Source organism: Parabacteroides goldsteinii, assembly GCF_020091425.1.
GTDB classification, from domain to species: Bacteria; Bacteroidota; Bacteroidia; order Bacteroidales; family Tannerellaceae; genus Parabacteroides; species Parabacteroides goldsteinii.
Genome location: NZ_CP081906.1, coordinates 4,134,601 through 4,152,797, shown reverse-complemented (window position 1 = coordinate 4,152,797; position 18,197 = coordinate 4,134,601). Strand labels below are relative to the sequence as shown.

At 43.1% G+C, this 18,197-nt stretch carries 17 protein-coding genes; 12 read left to right on the top strand and 5 right to left on the bottom strand.

Annotated features, from left to right (window positions below; all coding sequences use genetic code 11):
* Positions 1-207 precede the first annotated feature (207 nt).
* The 3 genes from K6V26_RS17975 to K6V26_RS17965 all read left to right on the top strand — a co-directional run bounded on the left by K6V26_RS17975 (position 208) and on the right by K6V26_RS17965 (position 4,656).
* Entirely contained in the window at positions 208-3,630 is a 3,423-nt protein-coding gene (locus K6V26_RS17975) for a DUF6383 domain-containing protein (RefSeq protein WP_224263476.1), read from the top strand.
* A 327-nt stretch (positions 3,631-3,957) separates the two neighbouring features.
* On the top strand, positions 3,958-4,116 hold the full coding sequence (locus tag K6V26_RS17970) for a hypothetical protein (protein WP_167754488.1): 159 nt from the start codon (positions 3,958-3,960) through the stop codon (positions 4,114-4,116).
* A 192-nt stretch (positions 4,117-4,308) separates the two neighbouring features.
* Positions 4,309-4,656 (top strand): GNAT family N-acetyltransferase, encoded by a 348-nt coding sequence (locus tag K6V26_RS17965; RefSeq protein ID WP_224263475.1) that lies wholly within the window; start codon positions 4,309-4,311, stop codon positions 4,654-4,656.
* Positions 4,657-4,663: 7 nt separating this feature from the next.
* Here the strand turns inward: K6V26_RS17965 and K6V26_RS17960 are convergent, their stop codons facing one another.
* Genes K6V26_RS17960 through prmC form a run of 3 tightly spaced genes read right to left on the bottom strand, consistent with a single transcriptional unit; the run spans position 4,664 to position 6,667 of the window.
* Positions 4,664-5,350 (bottom strand): ComF family protein, encoded by a 687-nt coding sequence (locus tag K6V26_RS17960; protein WP_224263474.1) that lies wholly within the window; start codon positions 5,348-5,350, stop codon positions 4,664-4,666.
* The gene (locus K6V26_RS17955; RefSeq protein WP_122329318.1) at positions 5,334-5,822 is read right to left on the bottom strand and encodes a regulatory protein RecX; all 489 of its coding nucleotides are present in this window, start codon (positions 5,820-5,822) and stop codon (positions 5,334-5,336) included. The genes K6V26_RS17960 and K6V26_RS17955 overlap by 17 nt, the downstream gene beginning before the upstream one ends.
* Positions 5,810-6,667, bottom strand: coding sequence for a peptide chain release factor N(5)-glutamine methyltransferase (gene prmC, locus K6V26_RS17950; protein ID WP_007654963.1), 858 nt, complete (start codon positions 6,665-6,667; stop codon positions 5,810-5,812). Before prmC ends, K6V26_RS17955 begins: the two co-directional genes overlap by 13 nt.
* Positions 6,668-6,721: 54 nt before the next feature.
* Between prmC and ribD the strand changes: the two genes are divergently transcribed.
* The 9 genes from ribD (at position 6,722) to K6V26_RS17905 (ending at position 16,324) form a co-directional block, all read left to right on the top strand.
* Entirely contained in the window at positions 6,722-7,783 is a 1,062-nt protein-coding gene (gene ribD, locus K6V26_RS17945) for a bifunctional diaminohydroxyphosphoribosylaminopyrimidine deaminase/5-amino-6-(5-phosphoribosylamino)uracil reductase RibD (RefSeq protein WP_224263473.1), read from the top strand.
* A 64-nt stretch (positions 7,784-7,847) separates the two neighbouring features.
* Positions 7,848-9,278 (top strand): DUF6242 domain-containing protein, encoded by a 1,431-nt coding sequence (locus tag K6V26_RS17940; protein ID WP_224263472.1) that lies wholly within the window; start codon positions 7,848-7,850, stop codon positions 9,276-9,278.
* Between the two features lie 79 nt (positions 9,279-9,357).
* Positions 9,358-10,077, top strand: a complete 720-nt coding sequence (porG, locus tag K6V26_RS17935; protein WP_224263471.1) for a type IX secretion system protein PorG — start codon at positions 9,358-9,360, stop codon at positions 10,075-10,077.
* Positions 10,078-10,085: 8 nt separating this feature from the next.
* Positions 10,086-10,829: an isoprenyl transferase gene (locus tag K6V26_RS17930; protein WP_007654955.1), complete on the top strand. Its 744-nt coding sequence runs from the start codon at positions 10,086-10,088 to the stop codon at positions 10,827-10,829.
* Positions 10,830-10,843: 14 nt separating this feature from the next.
* Positions 10,844-13,516: an outer membrane protein assembly factor BamA gene (gene bamA / locus K6V26_RS17925; RefSeq protein WP_224263470.1), complete on the top strand. Its 2,673-nt coding sequence runs from the start codon at positions 10,844-10,846 to the stop codon at positions 13,514-13,516.
* Positions 13,517-13,640: 124 nt separating this feature from the next.
* Positions 13,641-14,156 carry an OmpH family outer membrane protein gene (locus K6V26_RS17920; RefSeq protein ID WP_224263469.1) on the top strand — a complete coding sequence of 172 codons (516 nt, stop codon included), beginning with the start codon at positions 13,641-13,643 and terminating at the stop codon, positions 14,154-14,156.
* 69 nt (positions 14,157-14,225) lie between these two features.
* Entirely contained in the window at positions 14,226-14,729 is a 504-nt protein-coding gene (locus tag K6V26_RS17915) for an OmpH family outer membrane protein (RefSeq protein ID WP_007654948.1), read from the top strand.
* An 81-nt stretch (positions 14,730-14,810) separates the two neighbouring features.
* On the top strand, positions 14,811-15,644 hold the full coding sequence (gene murI / locus K6V26_RS17910) for a glutamate racemase (protein ID WP_224263468.1): 834 nt from the start codon (positions 14,811-14,813) through the stop codon (positions 15,642-15,644).
* A gap of 11 nt (positions 15,645-15,655) precedes the next feature.
* A complete protein-coding gene (locus K6V26_RS17905) occupies positions 15,656-16,324 on the top strand; it encodes a M15 family metallopeptidase (RefSeq protein ID WP_195439417.1) in 669 nt (222 codons plus the stop codon).
* On the opposite strand, the gene K6V26_RS17900 is transcribed toward K6V26_RS17905, so the two are convergent.
* Together K6V26_RS17900 and K6V26_RS17895 are read right to left on the bottom strand one after the other, a co-directional pair.
* Entirely contained in the window at positions 16,321-16,689 is a 369-nt protein-coding gene (locus K6V26_RS17900) for a YccF domain-containing protein (RefSeq protein ID WP_007654943.1), read from the bottom strand. The genes K6V26_RS17905 and K6V26_RS17900 overlap by 4 nt on opposite strands.
* A gap of 131 nt (positions 16,690-16,820) precedes the next feature.
* Entirely contained in the window at positions 16,821-18,095 is a 1,275-nt protein-coding gene (locus K6V26_RS17895) for a peptidoglycan DD-metalloendopeptidase family protein (RefSeq protein WP_224263467.1), read from the bottom strand.
* Positions 18,096-18,197 lie beyond the last annotated feature (102 nt).

The following is an 18,197-nucleotide window of genomic DNA, read 5'->3' as shown; positions in this document are numbered from 1 at the left end:
ATTTTTTTCTTTTCTATATCCTTTCTTATCAATACAATAACGAAGTTAGTACAAAATTCATCCTTTTTTATACGAAAGCAAAAGAAGAGAAAAAACGTGACTAGAAAAAAGGAACGTTTAAACTCGTCATTTAACAATTTATGACATTTTGACGTATCCTCTGTACAGACTTTTATAACACTATTATTAATATTAAATTTATTGATTATGAACAAAAAGTTTTTTACTTTGATGGCTGCCGCCTTGGTGACCGGATCAGTAGCTGCGCAGACTTATGATGCAGGTACTGATTTTGAGTATCGCCTGGGTCAGACTGGCTATACAAACATTGCAGGGAATAAAAACCCGGTACTTGATCCGGCTAACGGTTGGTTGAAGACTGTTACTGGTGCTCCTTGGGTAAAGGATGTAAAACAGGTTGAGGAAGGTCTTTGGTATCAGTTGGAAGTAAATGACGATTCTACTCCTATTGCTGATGTCCTGATTCAGGAACGCGATACAAAAACAGGTAAAATCTATTTGCGCGTTGTTGAAAAGAATGAAAACGGTAAGGCTCCTTTAACAGCATCTTTGTGGAAGATCAAATATACGGCTGAAGATGGTGTGAGCGGTGGTAAATTTACGTTTGTAAATAAAGAAACCGGTTATGAATTGTCTTTCGACCAGACTTTGGCTCAAGATGCTAACGTGGAATATCTGAGCAAAGGTATTAACGAATGGAACTGGTATCTGAATAATAATGGTGCTCAGGTAATGGGTTGGACCAAATTGTATTCTGTTTACACAGATCCTGCTGATGCTTCTAAAAAGTTGGTAATGACTTTGAAGAAAGCAACTTCTACTATTGATAACGATGCAATCAATGGTGCATTAAAGAATAATGGTTATGCCGTTAAGACTACTACTAATGCAGATGCAACGGTAACATCATTAGTAGCTGTTCATATTGATGCTCTTCCTTCCAATCCGAATGATGTAGATGGTTTGGAAATCAAACCGGTAGTTGCTGCTCCTTTCTTTATGACTAAAGAAGATTTCAACAATCGTTTGGATGCTGACGGTAAGGGCAACTTCAAATTTACAGTTGAGGAAGAGGATGTGATAGGTGCAGATGTTTTGGAGCAAGAATATGTTGCGGTACAAAGTTTGGTTGCTGATCCGTCTACTACTTTCGGTGTTCCTTATGCGAACTTCAATTTGTCATTCCAGTTGAAGAGTGATCCTACAAAATATTTGCAGATTAGTACTGAACGCTATGAAGAAGATAAACTCCCTAGTGTATCTCCAAGTGTGAAAGTTGTAGCAGATGTAAAACCGGGAACGACTAATAACTTGCTGGCGCGTACAATGTTCCGTGCAACTTATTTCCCGACAAATGACAGTCTGTTTATCGAACCGCTGAATGCCGGTATCATGACAGATGATGAATATAATAGAGGAATTGCGTTTGCATCATGTAAGGCTGCCAATGGATTTACAGTGAAGGGAGAAGAAACTGCCGCAGGTTCTGGTATTCGCTATATTACTTCAGCCAACTCTGTTGTTAATGCTGCTGTAAAAGATTACGACGAAAAATCAGTATCTTTCACAATAACAAAATTAGCAAATGGTAAAAATGTGATCACTGTAGCTCCGGCTTCAAAAGACGGTTTTGCTGTTAAGGCTTCTATCGAACAGAAGTTCTCTTACCTGAAACGTGCGGAATTAACTTACGATAAGCTGAATCAGATTAAGAACAAAGAAGATAAAGAATATATCGTATGTAACTTTGCTGGTAAGATGCAGTGGGATGTTCCGACAGATAATCAGAACTACGACAACATGCCTGCAACTATGTGGACATTCGGGAAGAAAGGTAACGAGCAGGTTATTATCGAGAACCGCGAATTTGATATGGCTAGTGGAGCTTCTGTATTTGATGGACAGCTTTATGTAAAAGATGGTAAATACTTCATTATCGATGAAAATTACACAGGTCTTGCTGACTCTAAATTGAATAATCGTGAAGCTTATACTATCGCTGAAGTTACAGATAAAAATGCTTTGGAAAAAGCAGAACATGGTTACTATAATGCAGGTGGTGACTTGTTGGTTAAGAAATTCACATTCGAATTGAACGACAACTTGGTAAGCGAACACTTCCTGAACGTAGATGATAAGTTCTTTGTTCCTTCTGCAGAACAGAGTAGCAGCTATGAATTTGTTGAAGTAGCTACAGTTCCATTCGGTAATAAGGTTGGTAATCTGCCTGCTTTGTCAAGAAAAGCATACAATGTAAAAGTGTTGGATAATACATTGGTAGACAACGATAAGACTTGGATCTATCAGTTGGTTGAAAGCGGTAGACCGACTTACTACAAGGCTATGACTGAAACTGAAGGTGATGCTGCCGGTTTGGAAAAAGCTGTATTCTTCTTCAAGTCAGATGAAATAATGGGTGAAGATAATACTGAAACTTATGTACTGATCAAGGCAGAAACTGTTAGTGGTACTGCTAACACAGCTGTAAGCCAGGCTTCTTTGGAATCTACAGCCAAATTGGCTTATGATGAGTTGGACAACATCCCTAGTCAGCCTAGCACAACATTTGCTATCGCTCCTCTTGATGTACAGTTGTATCGTGATCTGACAGCTGACAAGACTGTTAAGTTCTTCTTGAAGAGAGGTGCTGCTAACGAATATCTGTATGAAGGAAATGGAAATGAAACATTCGGATTCCTTGGATTAACATCTGAAGGTGTTCACCAGGCTGAAGGTTACAATCCTTCAATGGCTTCATTCAAAGTTTCTGATCATGCTGGAATTATGCCTGAGTTCTTGTTCGCTGTAGATACAGCAACTGTTGCTGATGGTTACTGGTGTGATATTCATGGTTACGAAGTAACAGATCCTTGTGGACATGCTGATCCTTATAAAGGTTATATGACAGGTCGCTTCCTGATCAATATGAAAAATTATGGTAAGGATTACAAATTTGAAAGCTATGATCGTCTGGGCTTCGTAGAAGGTATTTATCAGGATGGTAAACTTTATATCCTGTCTAACGATCCTTTGAAACAAGATGTTACTCTTGCAAGCCTGAAGGTTGCTGAAGAAAAAGGTGGTGTTATCGATCCTGCTAAGTTGGCTAAATTGACTCCTGTAACATTAGACTCACCTTATACATTCTCTTTGCGTCTGATCAACAGAGGTGACGAAGAAAACTTCTTCATCGAATCAGAACGTGCAGCAGCAGGTTCATTCACAGGTGGATGGATTAAAGTACAGAACGGTTGCCCGGTTATTGCACGCCACACTGCAACAACAGGTTCATCTGAAGATCATGAAGGAGATAAAGGTGATATCGACGAAATCATGCGTGATGCTCAGATCTTCACATTGTCTGAAGGTAATGACGTACCTACTTCAAATGATGCAATCGAAGCTGTTTCTGCTGTTAAGGTTGTAACTGTAGAAGGTGGTGTTCAGGTATTGAACGCAGCAGGTAAGACTGTAACAGTTGCTAATGTATTAGGTCAGACTGTAGCTAGTACAGTTGTTTCTTCTGATAACGCTACAATCTCTGCTCCTGCAGGTGTAGTAATCGTTACAGTTGAAGGCGAAGCTGCTGTTAAAGCTATTGTAAAATAAGATTCATATAGGGAGGCGTACTAAGCTGCGTCTCTCTTATAAGAAATATTTATAATCAAAATAATTCTAAATTTACCGCGAGGTGATATCGAACTCCAATTACCCTGTGACAGGCGAACAAGCGGTAAATATTAATACTAAAGTAATGAAATAAAGTTCTTCTGTTCTACCTCTGTGAAGAGTGAAAACAGACACAAACAAAGCCCGACGGAACGATCCGCCGGGCTTTCGTTGGTTAATAAACTTACTTTGTAACTTTAAAAGCGACGTTAATTATTCTATTCCGAAATAAAAGCATTATCTTTGCACCATAATATAGATTATGCTATGGCTAAACCAATTAAAGAAACTCCGGTTTTGACAGGGAAAGATGCTAAACATTTTTCTGAAAAGATTGCCAATATAAAACCAGAGTCTAAAGAGGAAAAGGAAGCTGCAAAAAATGCTTTCGAGAAATTCAAGGCCATTGCTTCATTTACTTTGTAGAAGATAGCTTTTGAAGATTTTAATTTTATACTGCTAAAGGTAGATACAGAGATAAAACCGTTTAAGTGCAAGGATGAGGACTTAAACGGTTTTTTATTGGATGATGCCCGAAAATATTTGGTCGACCTGATGGCGGTAACCTATTTGCTAGAAGATTTATCTACAAATAAAACTGTTGCTTATTTCAGTTGATTGAATGATAAAATATCGTCTGATCCGGAACAAAACTCAGTATGGAATAAGTTGAGCCGACGCATACCTAATCCTAAAAGGCGAAAACATTATCCAGCGGTAAAGATTGGACGATTGGCAGTGTCCCTTGAATATGCGCAACAAGGTTTGGGAAAAGATATTATACGTTTTATCAAATATTTATTCACTCATGGGAATCGGACGGGGTGTCGGTTTATTACAGTGGATGCATATGAGGATGCTATTGTTTTCTATCAAAAGTCAGGTTTTGATTTTATTACTGAGAAGGATAAGAATGACGAAACTCGTTTAATGTTTTATGATTTAAAGCGTTTTGTGAGCGAGTAGTCATTTTTTACGCCATCGCTATCGCCAGCACGCTCACCCGTACTCCCGGGATCGTCAGCAGTGCTTCGGCACATGCTCCGATCGTCGATCCGGTGGTGATGACGTCGTCGATAAGGAGGATGTGTTTTCCTGCCAGAGCTTCGCTGTCGACGACAGAGAAAATATCCTGCATATTCAGCCAACGGTCGTATGTCTGTTTGTGCGTCTGCGTTTCTGTCTCTTTGGTGCGGCGGAGGCTGGTGGTGTCGATCGGGAGTTTCAAAAGGGTGTTGAGGCCGCGGGCGATCCATTCGGACTGGTTGTAGCCGCGCTGTTTTCGCTTCTTGGGATGGAGCGGGACGGGGAGGAGGAGGTCCGGGCGGTCTGACAGGATTTCTTTCTGATACCTCAGGCCGGCCATACGTCCCAGGCGGAAACCGATCTCACGGTTGTCGTGGTATTTCAGGGAATGGATAAGCTGTTGCACATGGCCGCCTTTTTCGTAATGCAGGAAAGCAGCTGCATGGTAAACCGGGACTTTTCCACCGAACAGGTAGGTGGCGGGGTTCTCTTCCAGAAAATTGTGTCCTGTACGGGGCAGGTCGCAAAGACATTTCAGGCAGATATGCTCTTCCCCTCCGACGAGAGGTGTCTGGCACAGCATGCAGAGCTTAGGAAAAAAGAGGTGCAGCAGGTCATTAAAAATCTTCCTCATAATCGTTCCCGTTGAATAATTGTTTCAGACAACGGGATGCTTCCCGGCTTTCAAAGCCACGGCTGGCAGCAAAACGGAGGAGTTTGATGTAGATATCCCGTTCGTCCTTGCCTTTGGTCGATTTCTTTTTCGCCTTCAGCAACGATTGGAGGATATCGGCATATTCTTTTTCGTCTATCCCTTCCAGCGCTTCCGAACGGATGGGGGCAGGGATATTCCTTTTTTGAAGTTCGTATGCGATTTTGATGCGTCCCCATTTGTTGAAGCGCAGTTTGTCGTTCACGAAATAACGGGCGAAACGATGTTCGTCGATGAATTTTTCCTGGAGCAGACGTGCAATGATCCGCTCGCCTTCCTCCTGGGAGAGGCCGGCGGCTTTAATCTTTTTTTGTACATCCTGGATGCAGCGTTCGGCAGTCGAGCAGTAAGCGGCTGCGCGGCGTAGCATTTCGGGTTCGGTTATCTGTTCCATGTCTGTGCCTTTACGAAGCGGTCTTTGCCCGACAGGTCCTGTATCAGTTCCACATTCTTAAATTCCATCATGCGCAGCATATTTACCACGGCTTCGCCCATCTGTGCGTTGATCTCGAAATAGAGGTAGCCTTTCTTTTTCAGTTTCTGTTCGGCAAAGCGGGCGATGTTATTGTAAAACAACAACGGGTTGTCGTCGGGTACGAACAGTGCCAGCGAAGGTTCGTAGTCGAGCACGTTTTTCTCCATTTCCGCTTTTTCCTTCTCCATGACATAGGGAGGGTTGCTGACGATGACATCGAATTCATCTTCTATGGAATCAGCCGTTTTGGATGGCTGGAGAATATCTTTTTCGTAAAAAGTCAGCTGTACGCGGTTGATTCCGGCATTTCTTTTGGCTATTTTCAATGCCTCCGGAGAGATGTCGAGTGCTGAAACCTGTGCTTTCTTCAGTAATCTCCTTAAAGTAATGGCAATGCAGCCGCTACCGGTACCTACGTCCAGAATGTCAATACTCTTTTTGGCATAATCGTGTACGATCAATTCCACCAATTCTTCCGTTTCCGGACGGGGGATCAGCACTGACGGGTTCACTAGAAACTCAAATCCGTAAAAGTCTGTTTTACCGAAAATATATTGGATCGGCTCATATTTTACCAATCGTTCTACGATATTATAAATCTGTGTCTTCTCCTTCTCAGATAATTCTTTATCTTTGCAGAGTAAGAATTGGTGCGGCTGAATATCGCAAACGCGTTCCATTATCAAACGAATGAATGCTTTAATTTCACTTGGCGGATAATAATCTTTGAGCGTATTTTGTATATAGGCGACAGTCCCAGTCATATCAATTTAATTTTAATGCAAAAGTAATGCAAAAACCATTTATAAGCAAAGAAAATGGTCGAGGTTGAGAATAAATATATGGCTCGTTGTATTTCACTAGCCCGTGGCGGAGCGGGCAATGTGGCACCGAATCCGATGGTTGGAGCCGTGATCGTGCATCAGGGTAAAATTATCGGAGAAGGCTATCACCGGAAATATGGCGAAGCGCATGCCGAGGTGAATGCAATCGCTTCGGTTCGTGATGAGTCTTTGTTGAAAGAGGCTACGATATACGTTAGCCTGGAACCCTGTTCGCACTATGGGAAGACACCTCCCTGTGCGGAGTTGATCATAAAAAAGCGGATACCGCGTGTGGTGATCGGGTGTCTGGACCCGTTTCCGGAAGTGTCGGGAAGAGGGGTACGGATGCTGCGTGAAGCAGGTGTGGAAGTGGTAACCGGTGTGATGGAAAAGGAAGCCCGGGAGTTGAACCGGGTGTTTATGACTTTTCAGGAAAAGCGGCGGCCTTACATTTATTTGAAATGGGCGCAGAGTGCGGACGGTTTTATGGACCGCGGGCGGACGGATAATACCTCACCGGCTGTCGTATTGTCTTCACCGGAGACGATGCGCAGGGTGCATTCTTTGCGGGCGAATGTGGCGGCTATCATGGTCGGGACGCAGACGGCTTTCCTGGATAACCCTTCGTTAACGGTACGGCATTGGGCTGGAAACTCACCTGTCAGGGTGGTGCTCGACCGGACTTTACGTATCCCCTCGCATTATCATTTGTTTGACGCAACAGTGAAAACGCTGGTCTTTACCGTCGGAAAAGCGGAAAACCGGGAGAATGTGGAGTACGTCACCCTCGATTTTTCACAGCCTGTCTTGTCGCAGGTGATGCACGAATTGTATATCCGTAAATTAAATTCGTTGATGGTGGAAGGGGGAGCTGTGCTTCTTGAGCATTTTCTGGAGGAGAATTTATGGGATCAGATATTGGTTGAAACAGCCCCTGTCAATCTGGAATCGGGTGTAAAAGCACCGGATTTGAACAGGGTGGCATCTTTGTCGTTAACGGACGTGAAAAAAGTTCAGAACCACGTAATCACTGTTTTTTCACGGAAAAATCAGTGAGCGAAGTAGTTTAACGGAACTAAAATATTATAAATATTAGCCGATATTGGGAATAAAGCAAAAAATGTTTCTACTTTTGTGGCTTTATATGCAACAAACTTATTTTTGGATGAAAAATAGAATAGTACTATTTGTAGCGGGATGTATTGCATTGTTTCTGTCTTCTTGTCTGAATTCAGACGATCAGGAGTATGAGATACCTAAGGATTGTCAGATAACGGCATTCTCTGTGGATCATGATTCAATCCTGGGGGGAAAGTTGGATACAGTGAAGTTTGTGATCGATCAGGTAAACGGACGTATTTTTAACCCGGACTCCTTGCCGTTTGGCACAGAGATCGAGAAAGTTGTTTGTACAGTGTCTGTAGCAACAGGTACCTATACAATCGAAGTGAATCAGGATGCTTTGCCTGACTCTACTTTTTTCTGGAATAGGGAAGACTCTTTGGACTTCTCCAAACCTGTTAAATTTGTAACTGCCGCATACGACGGTATTACAAAGAAAACGTATATCGCTCAGGTAAATGTTCATCAGATGGTGCCTGATTCCATGAGTTGGGAACTGTATGATTCTAGCGTTTTAGGATTCCCGGTAAAAGAACAAAAAGTGGTTACATGGGGTGAAGAGAATAATGAATATTATTATATGTACGCACAGGGAACTGATGCAAGCAAAGGATATTCATTATATAGTTCTTCTGTTTCCGATGCAAAAAGCTGGACGGAAATGACATTGAACGGTCTGCCGGCTGGTGAAGTTCGTCTTTCTCAGATAACTGAGTATGATGACGCTTTATTTGTGCCTACAACCAAAGGGGCGCTCTATCGTTCTGTTAACGGACAGGATTGGACGCTTGTAGATCAAACACCGTCTGTAAATGCTTTGTTGGGAGCAATTAATAACGAAATAGGTTTAGGCCAGACTTCGTTCCTGTCTGCAATTGTAGAAGAGAACGGTACACGGAGTTTTGCTTTTATGGATAAGGATAAGAAATGGACAACCGGTGATGTTGTTCCGGATGAATTCCCAGTAAGCGGTTTTGGTTCTTTGGCTTCTTATTCAAGTAGTAGCAAGCAAAACAGTTTGACAGTGGTTGCCGGAAAAGACAAGAACGGTAAATTGCAGAATTCAGCCTGGGGCACCATGAATGGTAAACAATGGGTTTTACTGACTGATATAGAATCTGATTATTTCGATAAGAGAGAAGGTGTAATGCTTTCTGCTTATGATGATAAGTTCTGCCTGATAGGTGGTATCGGTGAATCGAATAAAGCGTTTAAAGATATTTATTTCTCCATAGACAGAGGTGTGACATGGACATTGTCAGACACGCTGACTGTGATGCCGGAAGATTATAAAGCGAGAGGTTTTGCTTCCGTTTTAGTGGATAAAGAGAATTTTATGCTAATTTTCGGCGGTAAAGAGAATAATAATGCAAATGATCTGGACCAGATCTGGAAAGGCCGTATAAACCGTTTAGGTTTTAAGGATTGAGAAAGTTCGTGGAGGAAAGTATAATTTTAGGAAGAATTTAGCGTTAGAAAAAGAGGTGTAGAACATAACAGCATTGCATATGACTTCAACTTTTTTTCGACGGATTCTTATACTGATACTGATGGCCGGCTCATTTACCGGTCTCCACGCACAGGAATATAAATATGAAATAGGCGGAATGGCCGGTGGCGCTTTCTATATGGGAGATGCCAACAAGAATGCTTTCTTTAAAGGAATGAATCCGGCAGTGGGAGCAGTATTCCGTTATAATGCCAACTTCAGATGGGCTTTCAAAGGCAATCTGATGTGGGGACAGGTTTCAGGCAGCACGGAAGGACTGGAAAATGTTTTTCCGGACAATGCGCAGGCATCGTTCAGCCGTAGCCTGGTAGAACTGGGCGGACAGATGGAGTTTAACTTCTTTCCGTACAGTGATAAATTTGCTTATGCTGGGGCGAAGCGCTTCACTCCTTATGTGTTCCTAGGATTAGGGATTACATATGGAACAGGTAATGAAGCGTTTTTCGGACCGAATATCCCGTTAGGGGTAGGCGTGAAGTACAAGATCAAGAACAGGATTAACCTGGGATGCGAGTTCTCGTTCCGTAAATTGTTCGGAGATAAATTCGATGTTACGAACGGGGATAATGCAATACTGGATAATCCGTATCAGATAAGTGGCAGTTTCTTGAAGAACAAAGATTGGTATTCATTTTTACTGCTATCTGTTACCTGGGACTTCGGTCCGCGTAACAGGCCATGTAATAGTATAAACAGCAACAGTACGTTTAGATACTGAGAAACACTATGTCATTGATAGAGGAAATAGACAAAGATCGCTTGCCGCAACATGTGGCGATTATTATGGATGGAAACGGACGTTGGGCCAAAGCGCAAGGGAAAGACCGGAGCTATGGACACCAGGAGGGCGTTGTTTCCGTGCGTAAAGTGGTAGAGGCGGCAACGACGATTGGACTGAAGTACCTGACAGTGTACACATTTTCGACAGAAAACTGGAACCGGCCTGAAGCGGAGGTGAAAGCGTTGATGAGCCTGCTTGTCTCTGCCATCCATCGTGAAACTCCGGATCTGATGAAAAATAATGTACGTCTGATGGCGATCGGTAATTTGGACCGTCTGCCGGAGGATGCGCATGCAACGTTGCTGGATTGTATTAAACAAACTTCTGCCAATACGGGAACTACCCTGGTATTGGCGCTTAGTTATTCTTCCCGCTGGGAAATAACAGAAGCTGTCAGACAGCTCGCCGTCCAAGTACTGGAAAAGAAAATAAACCCCAACGATATAACCGAGACAGTGGTCTCGGACCACCTGACGACCAAAGGCATTCCCGATCCGGATCTGCTGATTCGAACCGGAGGAGAAAAACGCATCAGTAACTTTCTGCTGTGGCAATGTTCGTATGCGGAGTTCTACTTTACCGATGTTTTTTGGCCGGCATTCAGAGAAGAAGAGTTGTATGAAGCTATATTGTATTACCAGCAACGTGAACGCCGTTTCGGTAAGACAAGTGAGCAATTAATCTTATAAACAATAGCTGTTATATGTACAAAAGAATAGTGCTGTTTTTTATTTTCCTAGGTTTTGCCTGCGGAGCATTTGCCCAGGAAAGTGACACTACCCAGGTTGAAGTACCGGCAGAAGTGCCGGTCATTAATTATTCGTCGACGCCGAAGCGGTATAAGATTGCCGATATTAAGGTGACGGGTATTAAGAATTATGATGATTTCGTGTTAATCGGTTTCTCCGGATTATCGGTAGGTGACGTGGTCACTATCCCCGACGCCGGAGGTGAGATTACAACAGCGGTAAAGCGTTTTTGGAAACACGGATTGTTCTCGGATGTAAAAATCCTGGCAACCAAGATTGAAGGTGACCAAGTTTGGCTGGAAATTCAGTTGAAACAACGTCCCCGTATATCGGAAGTAAATTATCATGGTATCAAGAAAGGAGAGAGGGAAGACCTTGAAGCCAAGTTGGGTTTGAAGAAAGGTTTTCAGGTAACTCCCAACCTGATGGACCGTGCAAAGATCGTTATTCAGAAGTTCTTTGACGGCAAAGGTTTTAAGAATGTAGACGTTGATATTGTACAGCGTGACGACTTGTCGAAAGAAGGCGAGGTGATTGTTGATATTAATATCGATAAGAACGAAAAGACAAAGATCCACCGTATTTACTTCGAAGGTAATGAAGCGCTATCAGCAAGGGACCTGAAGAAGGCGATGAAGAAGACGAATGAAAAGTTCAGTCTTCCGAACGACTGGAAAACCAGTATCCTGGAAGCATTCAGTACAAAGAAGTTTACTACTGAAGAATACGAGAATGATAAAAATAATATTATCGCTAAATACAACGAACACGGTTATCGTGATGCAGTGCTGCTATCGGACAGTGTTGTCAACTTTAATGAAAAGAAAGTCGACATCTACCTGAAGGTTGAAGAAGGTGATAAATATTATCTGAAAGATATCCGTTTCGTGGGTAATACGCAGTATGCATCTGACTTTTTGGAATCAATCCTGGGAATGAAACCGGGAGAGGTGTATAACCAGAAGAAGTTGAATGAACGTTTGACGACAGACGAAGATGCGGTTTCCAATGTGTATTATAATAATGGTTATATCTTCTTCAGTGCCGACCCGGTAGAAGTGGATGTGGATAACGACTCTATCTCTTTGGAAGTACGTATCCAGGAAGGCCCGCAGGCTACCATCAACCGTGTAATCATTAATGGTAACGACCGTTTGTATGAAGATATCGTACGTCGTGAGCTTCGTACCAAGCCAGGTATGTTGTTCAGCCGTGAAGACTTGATGCGTTCCGTTCGTGAAATTGCCCAGATGGGACATTTCGATCCGGAAAATATGGAGCCGAAGCCGATACCTGATCCGGAGAACGGAACAGTGGATATCCAATATAACCTGACATCGAAGGCGAACGACCAGATTGAGTTCTCGGCCGGTTGGGGACAAACAGGTGTGATCGGTAAGTTGAGTCTGAAGTTTACGAACTTCTCCATGAAGAACTTCCTGAATCCGAAAACTTATAAAGGTATTATCCCGCAGGGGGAAGGCCAGACATTGACATTGAGTGGACAAACTAACGGTCGCTACTATCAGGCTTATAGTATTTCATTTATGGACCCGTGGTTCGGCGGAAGACGTCCGAATACTCTTTCTGTAAGTGCTTATTTCTCCAAACAGACTGATATCAGTAGTAACTACTATAATAACAGCATGTCGAATTATTACGGTGGCTATCCTTATTATGGAAATAGCATGTATGGCGGTTACTACGGTAACTATGGCGGTTATTATAATAATAACTATGAATTGGCATACGACCCGGGTAAATCGATTATGATGTTCGGTCTTTCTGCCGGTTATGGTAAGCGTCTGAACTGGCCGGATGACTACTTCCAGTTTATGGCTACATTGAATTATCAGATGTATATCATGCATGACTGGGCATACTTCCTGGTGCAGAACGGTACTTGCCACAATGTAAACCTGGAATTGATGTTGCAGCGTAACTCTATCGACAACCCGTTGTATACTCGTAGCGGTTCGCAGTTCTCTATGTCAGTCAGTGCTACTCCTCCTTATTCTTTATGGGACGGAAAGGACTATGCTAATATGTCGGACGATAATCCTGATAAGTTTAAGTTTATCGAGTATCATAAATGGAAGTTCAAAGCAAAGATCTTCTCTCCGTTGGCTCCGAGAGCGATCAAACGTACACCGGTATTGATGACACGTGTTGAATACGGATTCCTGGGATCTTATAATAAGCACAAACGTTCTCCGTTTGAAACATTCTATATGGGGGGTGACGGTATGAGCGGATACTCCAGTACGTATGCGACTGAAACGATTGGTTTGAGAGGTTACGAAAACGGTAGTATTGCCGGTAATGGTGGATATAACTCTTATGGTTATGCTTACTCTCGTCTGGCAATGGAATTACGTTATCCGTTCCTGTTGGAACCGTCTTCTACGATTTACGGTCTTGTATTTGCTGAAGCAGGTAATGCATGGCGAGATTTGAAGAGCTTTAATCCGTTTGACTTGAAACGTTCTGCCGGTGTTGGTGTACGTATCTTCTTGCCGATGATCGGTTTGATGGGTATCGACTGGGCGTATGGTTTCGACAAGGTGGATGGTGCTCGTAGTGCAGGTGGAAGCAACTTCCACTTCATCATCGGACAGGAGTTCTAATAATAAACAATGGATTAATTTAAAATTAACAATTCATCGTCAAGCGTTAACCATAATTCGTTGGAACAAAGTAAACCCTCTGCTATATTTGCAGTCAGAGAGTGAAACTATAAAAAGAAAGCGTATGAAGAAGATTATTGTTTTGAGTTGTATGATGCTCCTTTGCTCTTTTGCCGGTATGGCACAAAAGTTTGCCTTGATAGATATGGAGTATATACTAAAAAATATTCCGGCTTATGAGATGACGAACGAACAGCTGAGCCAGGTATCGAAGAAGTGGCAGAATGAGGTGGAAGCTATCCAGCAGGAAGCACAAAACATGTATAAGACCTATCAGAGTGATTTGGTATTCCTTTCTGCCGAGATGAAAACGAAGCGTGAAGAGGAGATTGTGAAGAAGGAACAGGAAGCACAGAACCTGAAACGTCAGTATTTCGGACCGGAAGGCGAGTTGTACAAGAAGCGTGAAAGCCTGATGAAACCTATCCAGGATGAAATCTATAATGCCGTAAAGGAGATTTCGGAAGACAAGGGGTATCAACTCGTTGTTGACCGTGCTTCGGCGATGAGTATTATTTTTGCTTCTCCGAAGATAGATATCAGCAATGAAGTGCTGTTAAAGTTAGGATATTCAAAATAAATGCTTACATTTGTGCGCTTTATGCACAAAATAACATGATTGATTAATAACAATAATATTTTATAGAAAATGAAGAAACTGATTATTTTTTTGTTGATGATCCTCCCGTTAGGAGTTTTTGCTCAGGAAGCAAAGGTGGCAATTGTTAATTCGCAGGAAATTATGATGGCTATGCCGGAAATAGCAGCTATGCAGGAAACAATGAAGCAGATGAATGACAAATATGCGGGTGAGATGAAGACGATGGAGGATGAATTCCAAAAGAAATATACAGATTATATCGCTCAGCAGGATTCAATGACTGAAAATATCAAACTGAGAAGAACACAGGAATTGGAAGATATTCGTCAGCGTGTTGAAAACTTTACACAGGTTGCACAACAGGATATGAATAAAAAACAGCAGGAATTGTTGGCTCCGATCCAGGATAAGCTTAGAAATGCTATCAAAGCTGTAGGTGATGAAAAAGGCTATGCTTATATCATCGATAACAATCCTGGTATCGTTCTTTATACCGGCAATGCTGCAATCGATGCTACTCCGTTGGTAAAAGCTAAATTAGGCTTGAAATAATAGATTCTAATTAGAGATATAACAAAGGATGCCTTTCTATGGAGGGCATCCTTTGTTGTATTATATAAAGAAGGAAGAAATATGTTTTCACAAAAAGCAGGACCTATCGGGATTTTTGACTCCGGCTATGGTGGATTGACAGTCTTTGATAAGATCCGCCAGGCAATGCCTGAGTATGACTATATTTATCTGGGCGATAATGCACGTACACCTTATGGACCACGTTCATTTGAGGTGGTTTACCGTTTCACCCGCCAGGCTGTAATGAAATTGTTTTCCGAGGGGTGTCAGTTGGTGATTCTGGCGTGTAATACGGCATCGGCAAAAGCCCTGCGTACCATTCAGCAGCGTGATCTGCCGGACTGGGATCCGGTCCGCCGTGTGTTGGGAGTGATTCGTCCGACGGTGGAAATGATGGATCAGGTCAGCACTACAAAACATATAGGTATTCTGGGGACAGCCGGAACAATATCTTCACATTCCTATTCACTGGAGATTGAGAAAATGTTTCCCCATATCACTGTGACGGGAGAGTCCTGTCCGATGTGGGTTCCATTAGTTGAGAACAATGAGTTCGATTCTCCCGGAGCGGATTATTTTGTACAAAAACATCTGGATCATATTCTGTCGGTCGATCCCCGGATAGATACACTGGTACTGGGATGCACGCATTATCCGCTTTTAATCGGCAAAATCAGACAGTATTTGCCGCAGGGGATAACCGTCTTTGCGCAGGGAGAATACGTGGCAGAGAGCCTGAAAGACTATCTAAACAGGCATCCGGAAATGGACCGCCGACTTACCCGTGGCGGAGAATGCCGTTTCCTGACTACAGAGTCTGCCGCGAAATTCTCGGAAGCAGCCTCAGTCTTCCTGAATGACCCGATAGAAGTGGAGCAGATATCTATTGATTAAAAAAGAATCCGATGAAGTGGCCGAAGCATATATTCCTGTTAGCGGTACTGTTTGTTTGTGCCTGTGCTGATGCGGAAGAACTGGATACCTATCTGCGCAATAAAGGACTGGTCGATATCTCTGCACTGGATTCTACCATTCGTGTACAACTGGTTTATGCAACTCCCGATAATTTTATGGGGGAAGCTGTTTATTCCGGAATCACGCGTGCCTGGCTTCATCCGGATGCCGCCGGGAAACTTATCGCGGCTCAACGGCTATTGAAAAAAGAAAATCCCGACCTTACGCTGGTGGTTTATGATGCGGCCCGCCCAATGTCTGTACAACGTAAAATGTGGGCACTTGTTCGCGGAACCGATAAGGTGAATTATGTCAGCAATCCGGCTAACGGCGGCGGATTGCATAATTATGGAATGGCAGTAGATGTAACTATCCTTGATAAAACAGGCGCTCCCCTTCCTATGGGAACGCCATTCGATTTCTTTGGCGAAGAGGCTCATACGAATAATGAAGAGGCTTTATTGGATGCCGGGAAAATAGATCGCACAGCCTATGATAACCGACGTTTGCTTCGCCGGATCATGAGAAATGCCGGGTTCCGCATCATTCCTTATGAATGGTGGCATTTCAATGCTTGCAGCCGGGCAGAAGCCCGGCAAAGCTATCCTGTTTTGGATTAGTTGATATTCTTACCGAAAGGAGTCAGGGCAAGGGCTGCCATCTTGAAATGTTGTCTTCCCCAGGGGATACCGATGATGGTGATACACAGCAGTAACCCGAATCCCAGGTGTGTCAGGCAGATCCAGAAACCTCCGAGTATGATCCATAGAATGTTCATGATAATGCAGAGGCAACCTCCGGAATTGCCATTATCCGTAACCGTGCTACCAAAAGGCCACAAAGCCAGCAGAGCCAGTTTCAATGTCTGTAGTCCGAATGGAATGCCGATGATCGTAACCATCAGCAGGAGGCTTGAAACCAGATATTCAATACTGGTGATCAGTCCGCCGAATATTAACCAGATGATATTACCTAAAAATTTCATACTTGCGTGATTTATAGTTCCTACAAATGTAGCATAATTCTACTTAAAAGCAATAGTTATCGGAGCTGAAACCGATAGGCACCGCTTCATCCGCGGGTAGGCATCCGTTTGAAACCTTCCTGTCCGGCTATTTATTCCGTTATCAAGAGTGTATCGGCAACTTCTATATGCCGTGTTTGCATGCTGTCCAATTCGGCAAGTACCTGTTGTTTTACGATAGCAAAACTGTCGCGGAATTCCGCTTTGACAGGCAATGAAGGAGGTGCCTCCATGTTCAGGGGATTTATCGGCTGGCCGTTTTTGTGTACACGGAAATCGAGATGAGGACCAGTCGAGAGACCGGTAGAACCCACATAAGCGATCACTTCACCTTGCTGCACATGACTGCCCACCTGTATGCCTTTGGCGAACTTGCTGAGATGCATATAAGTGGTGGTATATACGGAGTTGTGTTTTACTTTCAGGAAATTTCCGCCGCCATTCTGATATCCTTTGGCAATAACGGTTCCGGCTCCGATGCTTTTAACCGGGGTACCGACCGGTGCTGCATAATCAACCCCGTGGTGAGCGCGATAACGTTTCAGAATCGGATGGAAACGGGCATTCGTAAAGCGTGACGTGATACGGAAGATATCCAGCGGGGCTTTCAGGAATGCTTTACGCAAACTGTTCCCGTCCTGGTCGAAGTATTCGAATACGCTGTCCTGGGTAAAGGGGATGGCAACAAAGTCTTTTCCCTGATGAGTAAAGATTGCTCCCTGGATACCGCTTATATTCAGTGCAGTTGTGTCGTCGATATAAGCAATATCATAGAGTACACGGAAAGAATCCCCCTCTTTTACATCATAAAAGTCTATTTGCCAGGCAAAGACATCGGCTATATTGATTGCCAACAACGGGTTTACGCCTTTCGATTGTAATACGTTCCATAAGGAGGAATTGATTGTTCCTTCTACGTACTGGCGTTTTAAAGTAATAGGCTTGTTAAACTCGTAGGCACTGATCGTATCGCCGGTAAAGTCGATCACTGCGTAATCGGTTTTCGATTTGGCAAAAGCAATGTAGCGTATCTGTGCAGTGCTGTCTTGCATGGAGAAGGTATAATAATGCATGCCCGCCTGTAGCTTTGTAGGGGCCAGAACTTCTTTGGACGATCTGCTGATACTGTCAGCCATTAAGGCAGAGAAACCGAGGTTAGAGAAGATTGCAGCCGGATTATCACCGTTTTTCATCTTATACTCTTTCAGGTCGAGTGTATCGATGCAGATACCGTATTGATATACGCGTTGGAGGCTGTCGATCCATTCGCTGTCAACTTCTTCTTCGCATTGTTTAGGGGTGTTTTTGCAGGAGATACCTACTATGAACAGTAAAATCAAAATAGGTGCAATGCCTGATCTCTTCATTATATCCTCATTTATAGTTTGTTCGTCGGGTACAAACTTACGGAAAATAATGTAAAGCATCAGGCGCATGGAAGTAGCGTAGAAGGGAAGATTTGTTAATAT

Coding starts and splice junctions, on each gene's coding strand:
- K6V26_RS17920 (WP_224263469.1), top strand. CDS start 13,641: ATGAAGAAGATTATTGTTTTGAGTTGTATGATGCTCCTTTGCTCTTTT.
- K6V26_RS17915 (WP_007654948.1), top strand. CDS start 14,226: ATGAAGAAACTGATTATTTTTTTGTTGATGATCCTCCCGTTAGGAGTT.
- murI (WP_224263468.1), top strand. CDS start 14,811: ATGTTTTCACAAAAAGCAGGACCTATCGGGATTTTTGACTCCGGCTAT.
- porG (WP_224263471.1), top strand. CDS start 9,358: ATGACTTCAACTTTTTTTCGACGGATTCTTATACTGATACTGATGGCC.
- K6V26_RS17930 (WP_007654955.1), top strand. CDS start 10,086: ATGTCATTGATAGAGGAAATAGACAAAGATCGCTTGCCGCAACATGTG.
- K6V26_RS17940 (WP_224263472.1), top strand. CDS start 7,848: ATGTTTCTACTTTTGTGGCTTTATATGCAACAAACTTATTTTTGGATG.
- K6V26_RS17975 (WP_224263476.1), top strand. CDS start 208: ATGAACAAAAAGTTTTTTACTTTGATGGCTGCCGCCTTGGTGACCGGA.
- K6V26_RS17895 (WP_224263467.1), bottom strand. CDS start 18,095: ATGAAGAGATCAGGCATTGCACCTATTTTGATTTTACTGTTCATAGTA.
- prmC (WP_007654963.1), bottom strand. CDS start 6,667: ATGACTGGGACTGTCGCCTATATACAAAATACGCTCAAAGATTATTAT.
- K6V26_RS17905 (WP_195439417.1), top strand. CDS start 15,656: ATGAAGTGGCCGAAGCATATATTCCTGTTAGCGGTACTGTTTGTTTGT.
- bamA (WP_224263470.1), top strand. CDS start 10,844: ATGTACAAAAGAATAGTGCTGTTTTTTATTTTCCTAGGTTTTGCCTGC.
- K6V26_RS17900 (WP_007654943.1), bottom strand. CDS start 16,689: ATGAAATTTTTAGGTAATATCATCTGGTTAATATTCGGCGGACTGATC.
- K6V26_RS17960 (WP_224263474.1), bottom strand. CDS start 5,350: ATGAGGAAGATTTTTAATGACCTGCTGCACCTCTTTTTTCCTAAGCTC.
- ribD (WP_224263473.1), top strand. CDS start 6,722: ATGGTCGAGGTTGAGAATAAATATATGGCTCGTTGTATTTCACTAGCC.
- K6V26_RS17970 (WP_167754488.1), top strand. CDS start 3,958: ATGGCTAAACCAATTAAAGAAACTCCGGTTTTGACAGGGAAAGATGCT.
- K6V26_RS17955 (WP_122329318.1), bottom strand. CDS start 5,822: ATGGAACAGATAACCGAACCCGAAATGCTACGCCGCGCAGCCGCTTAC.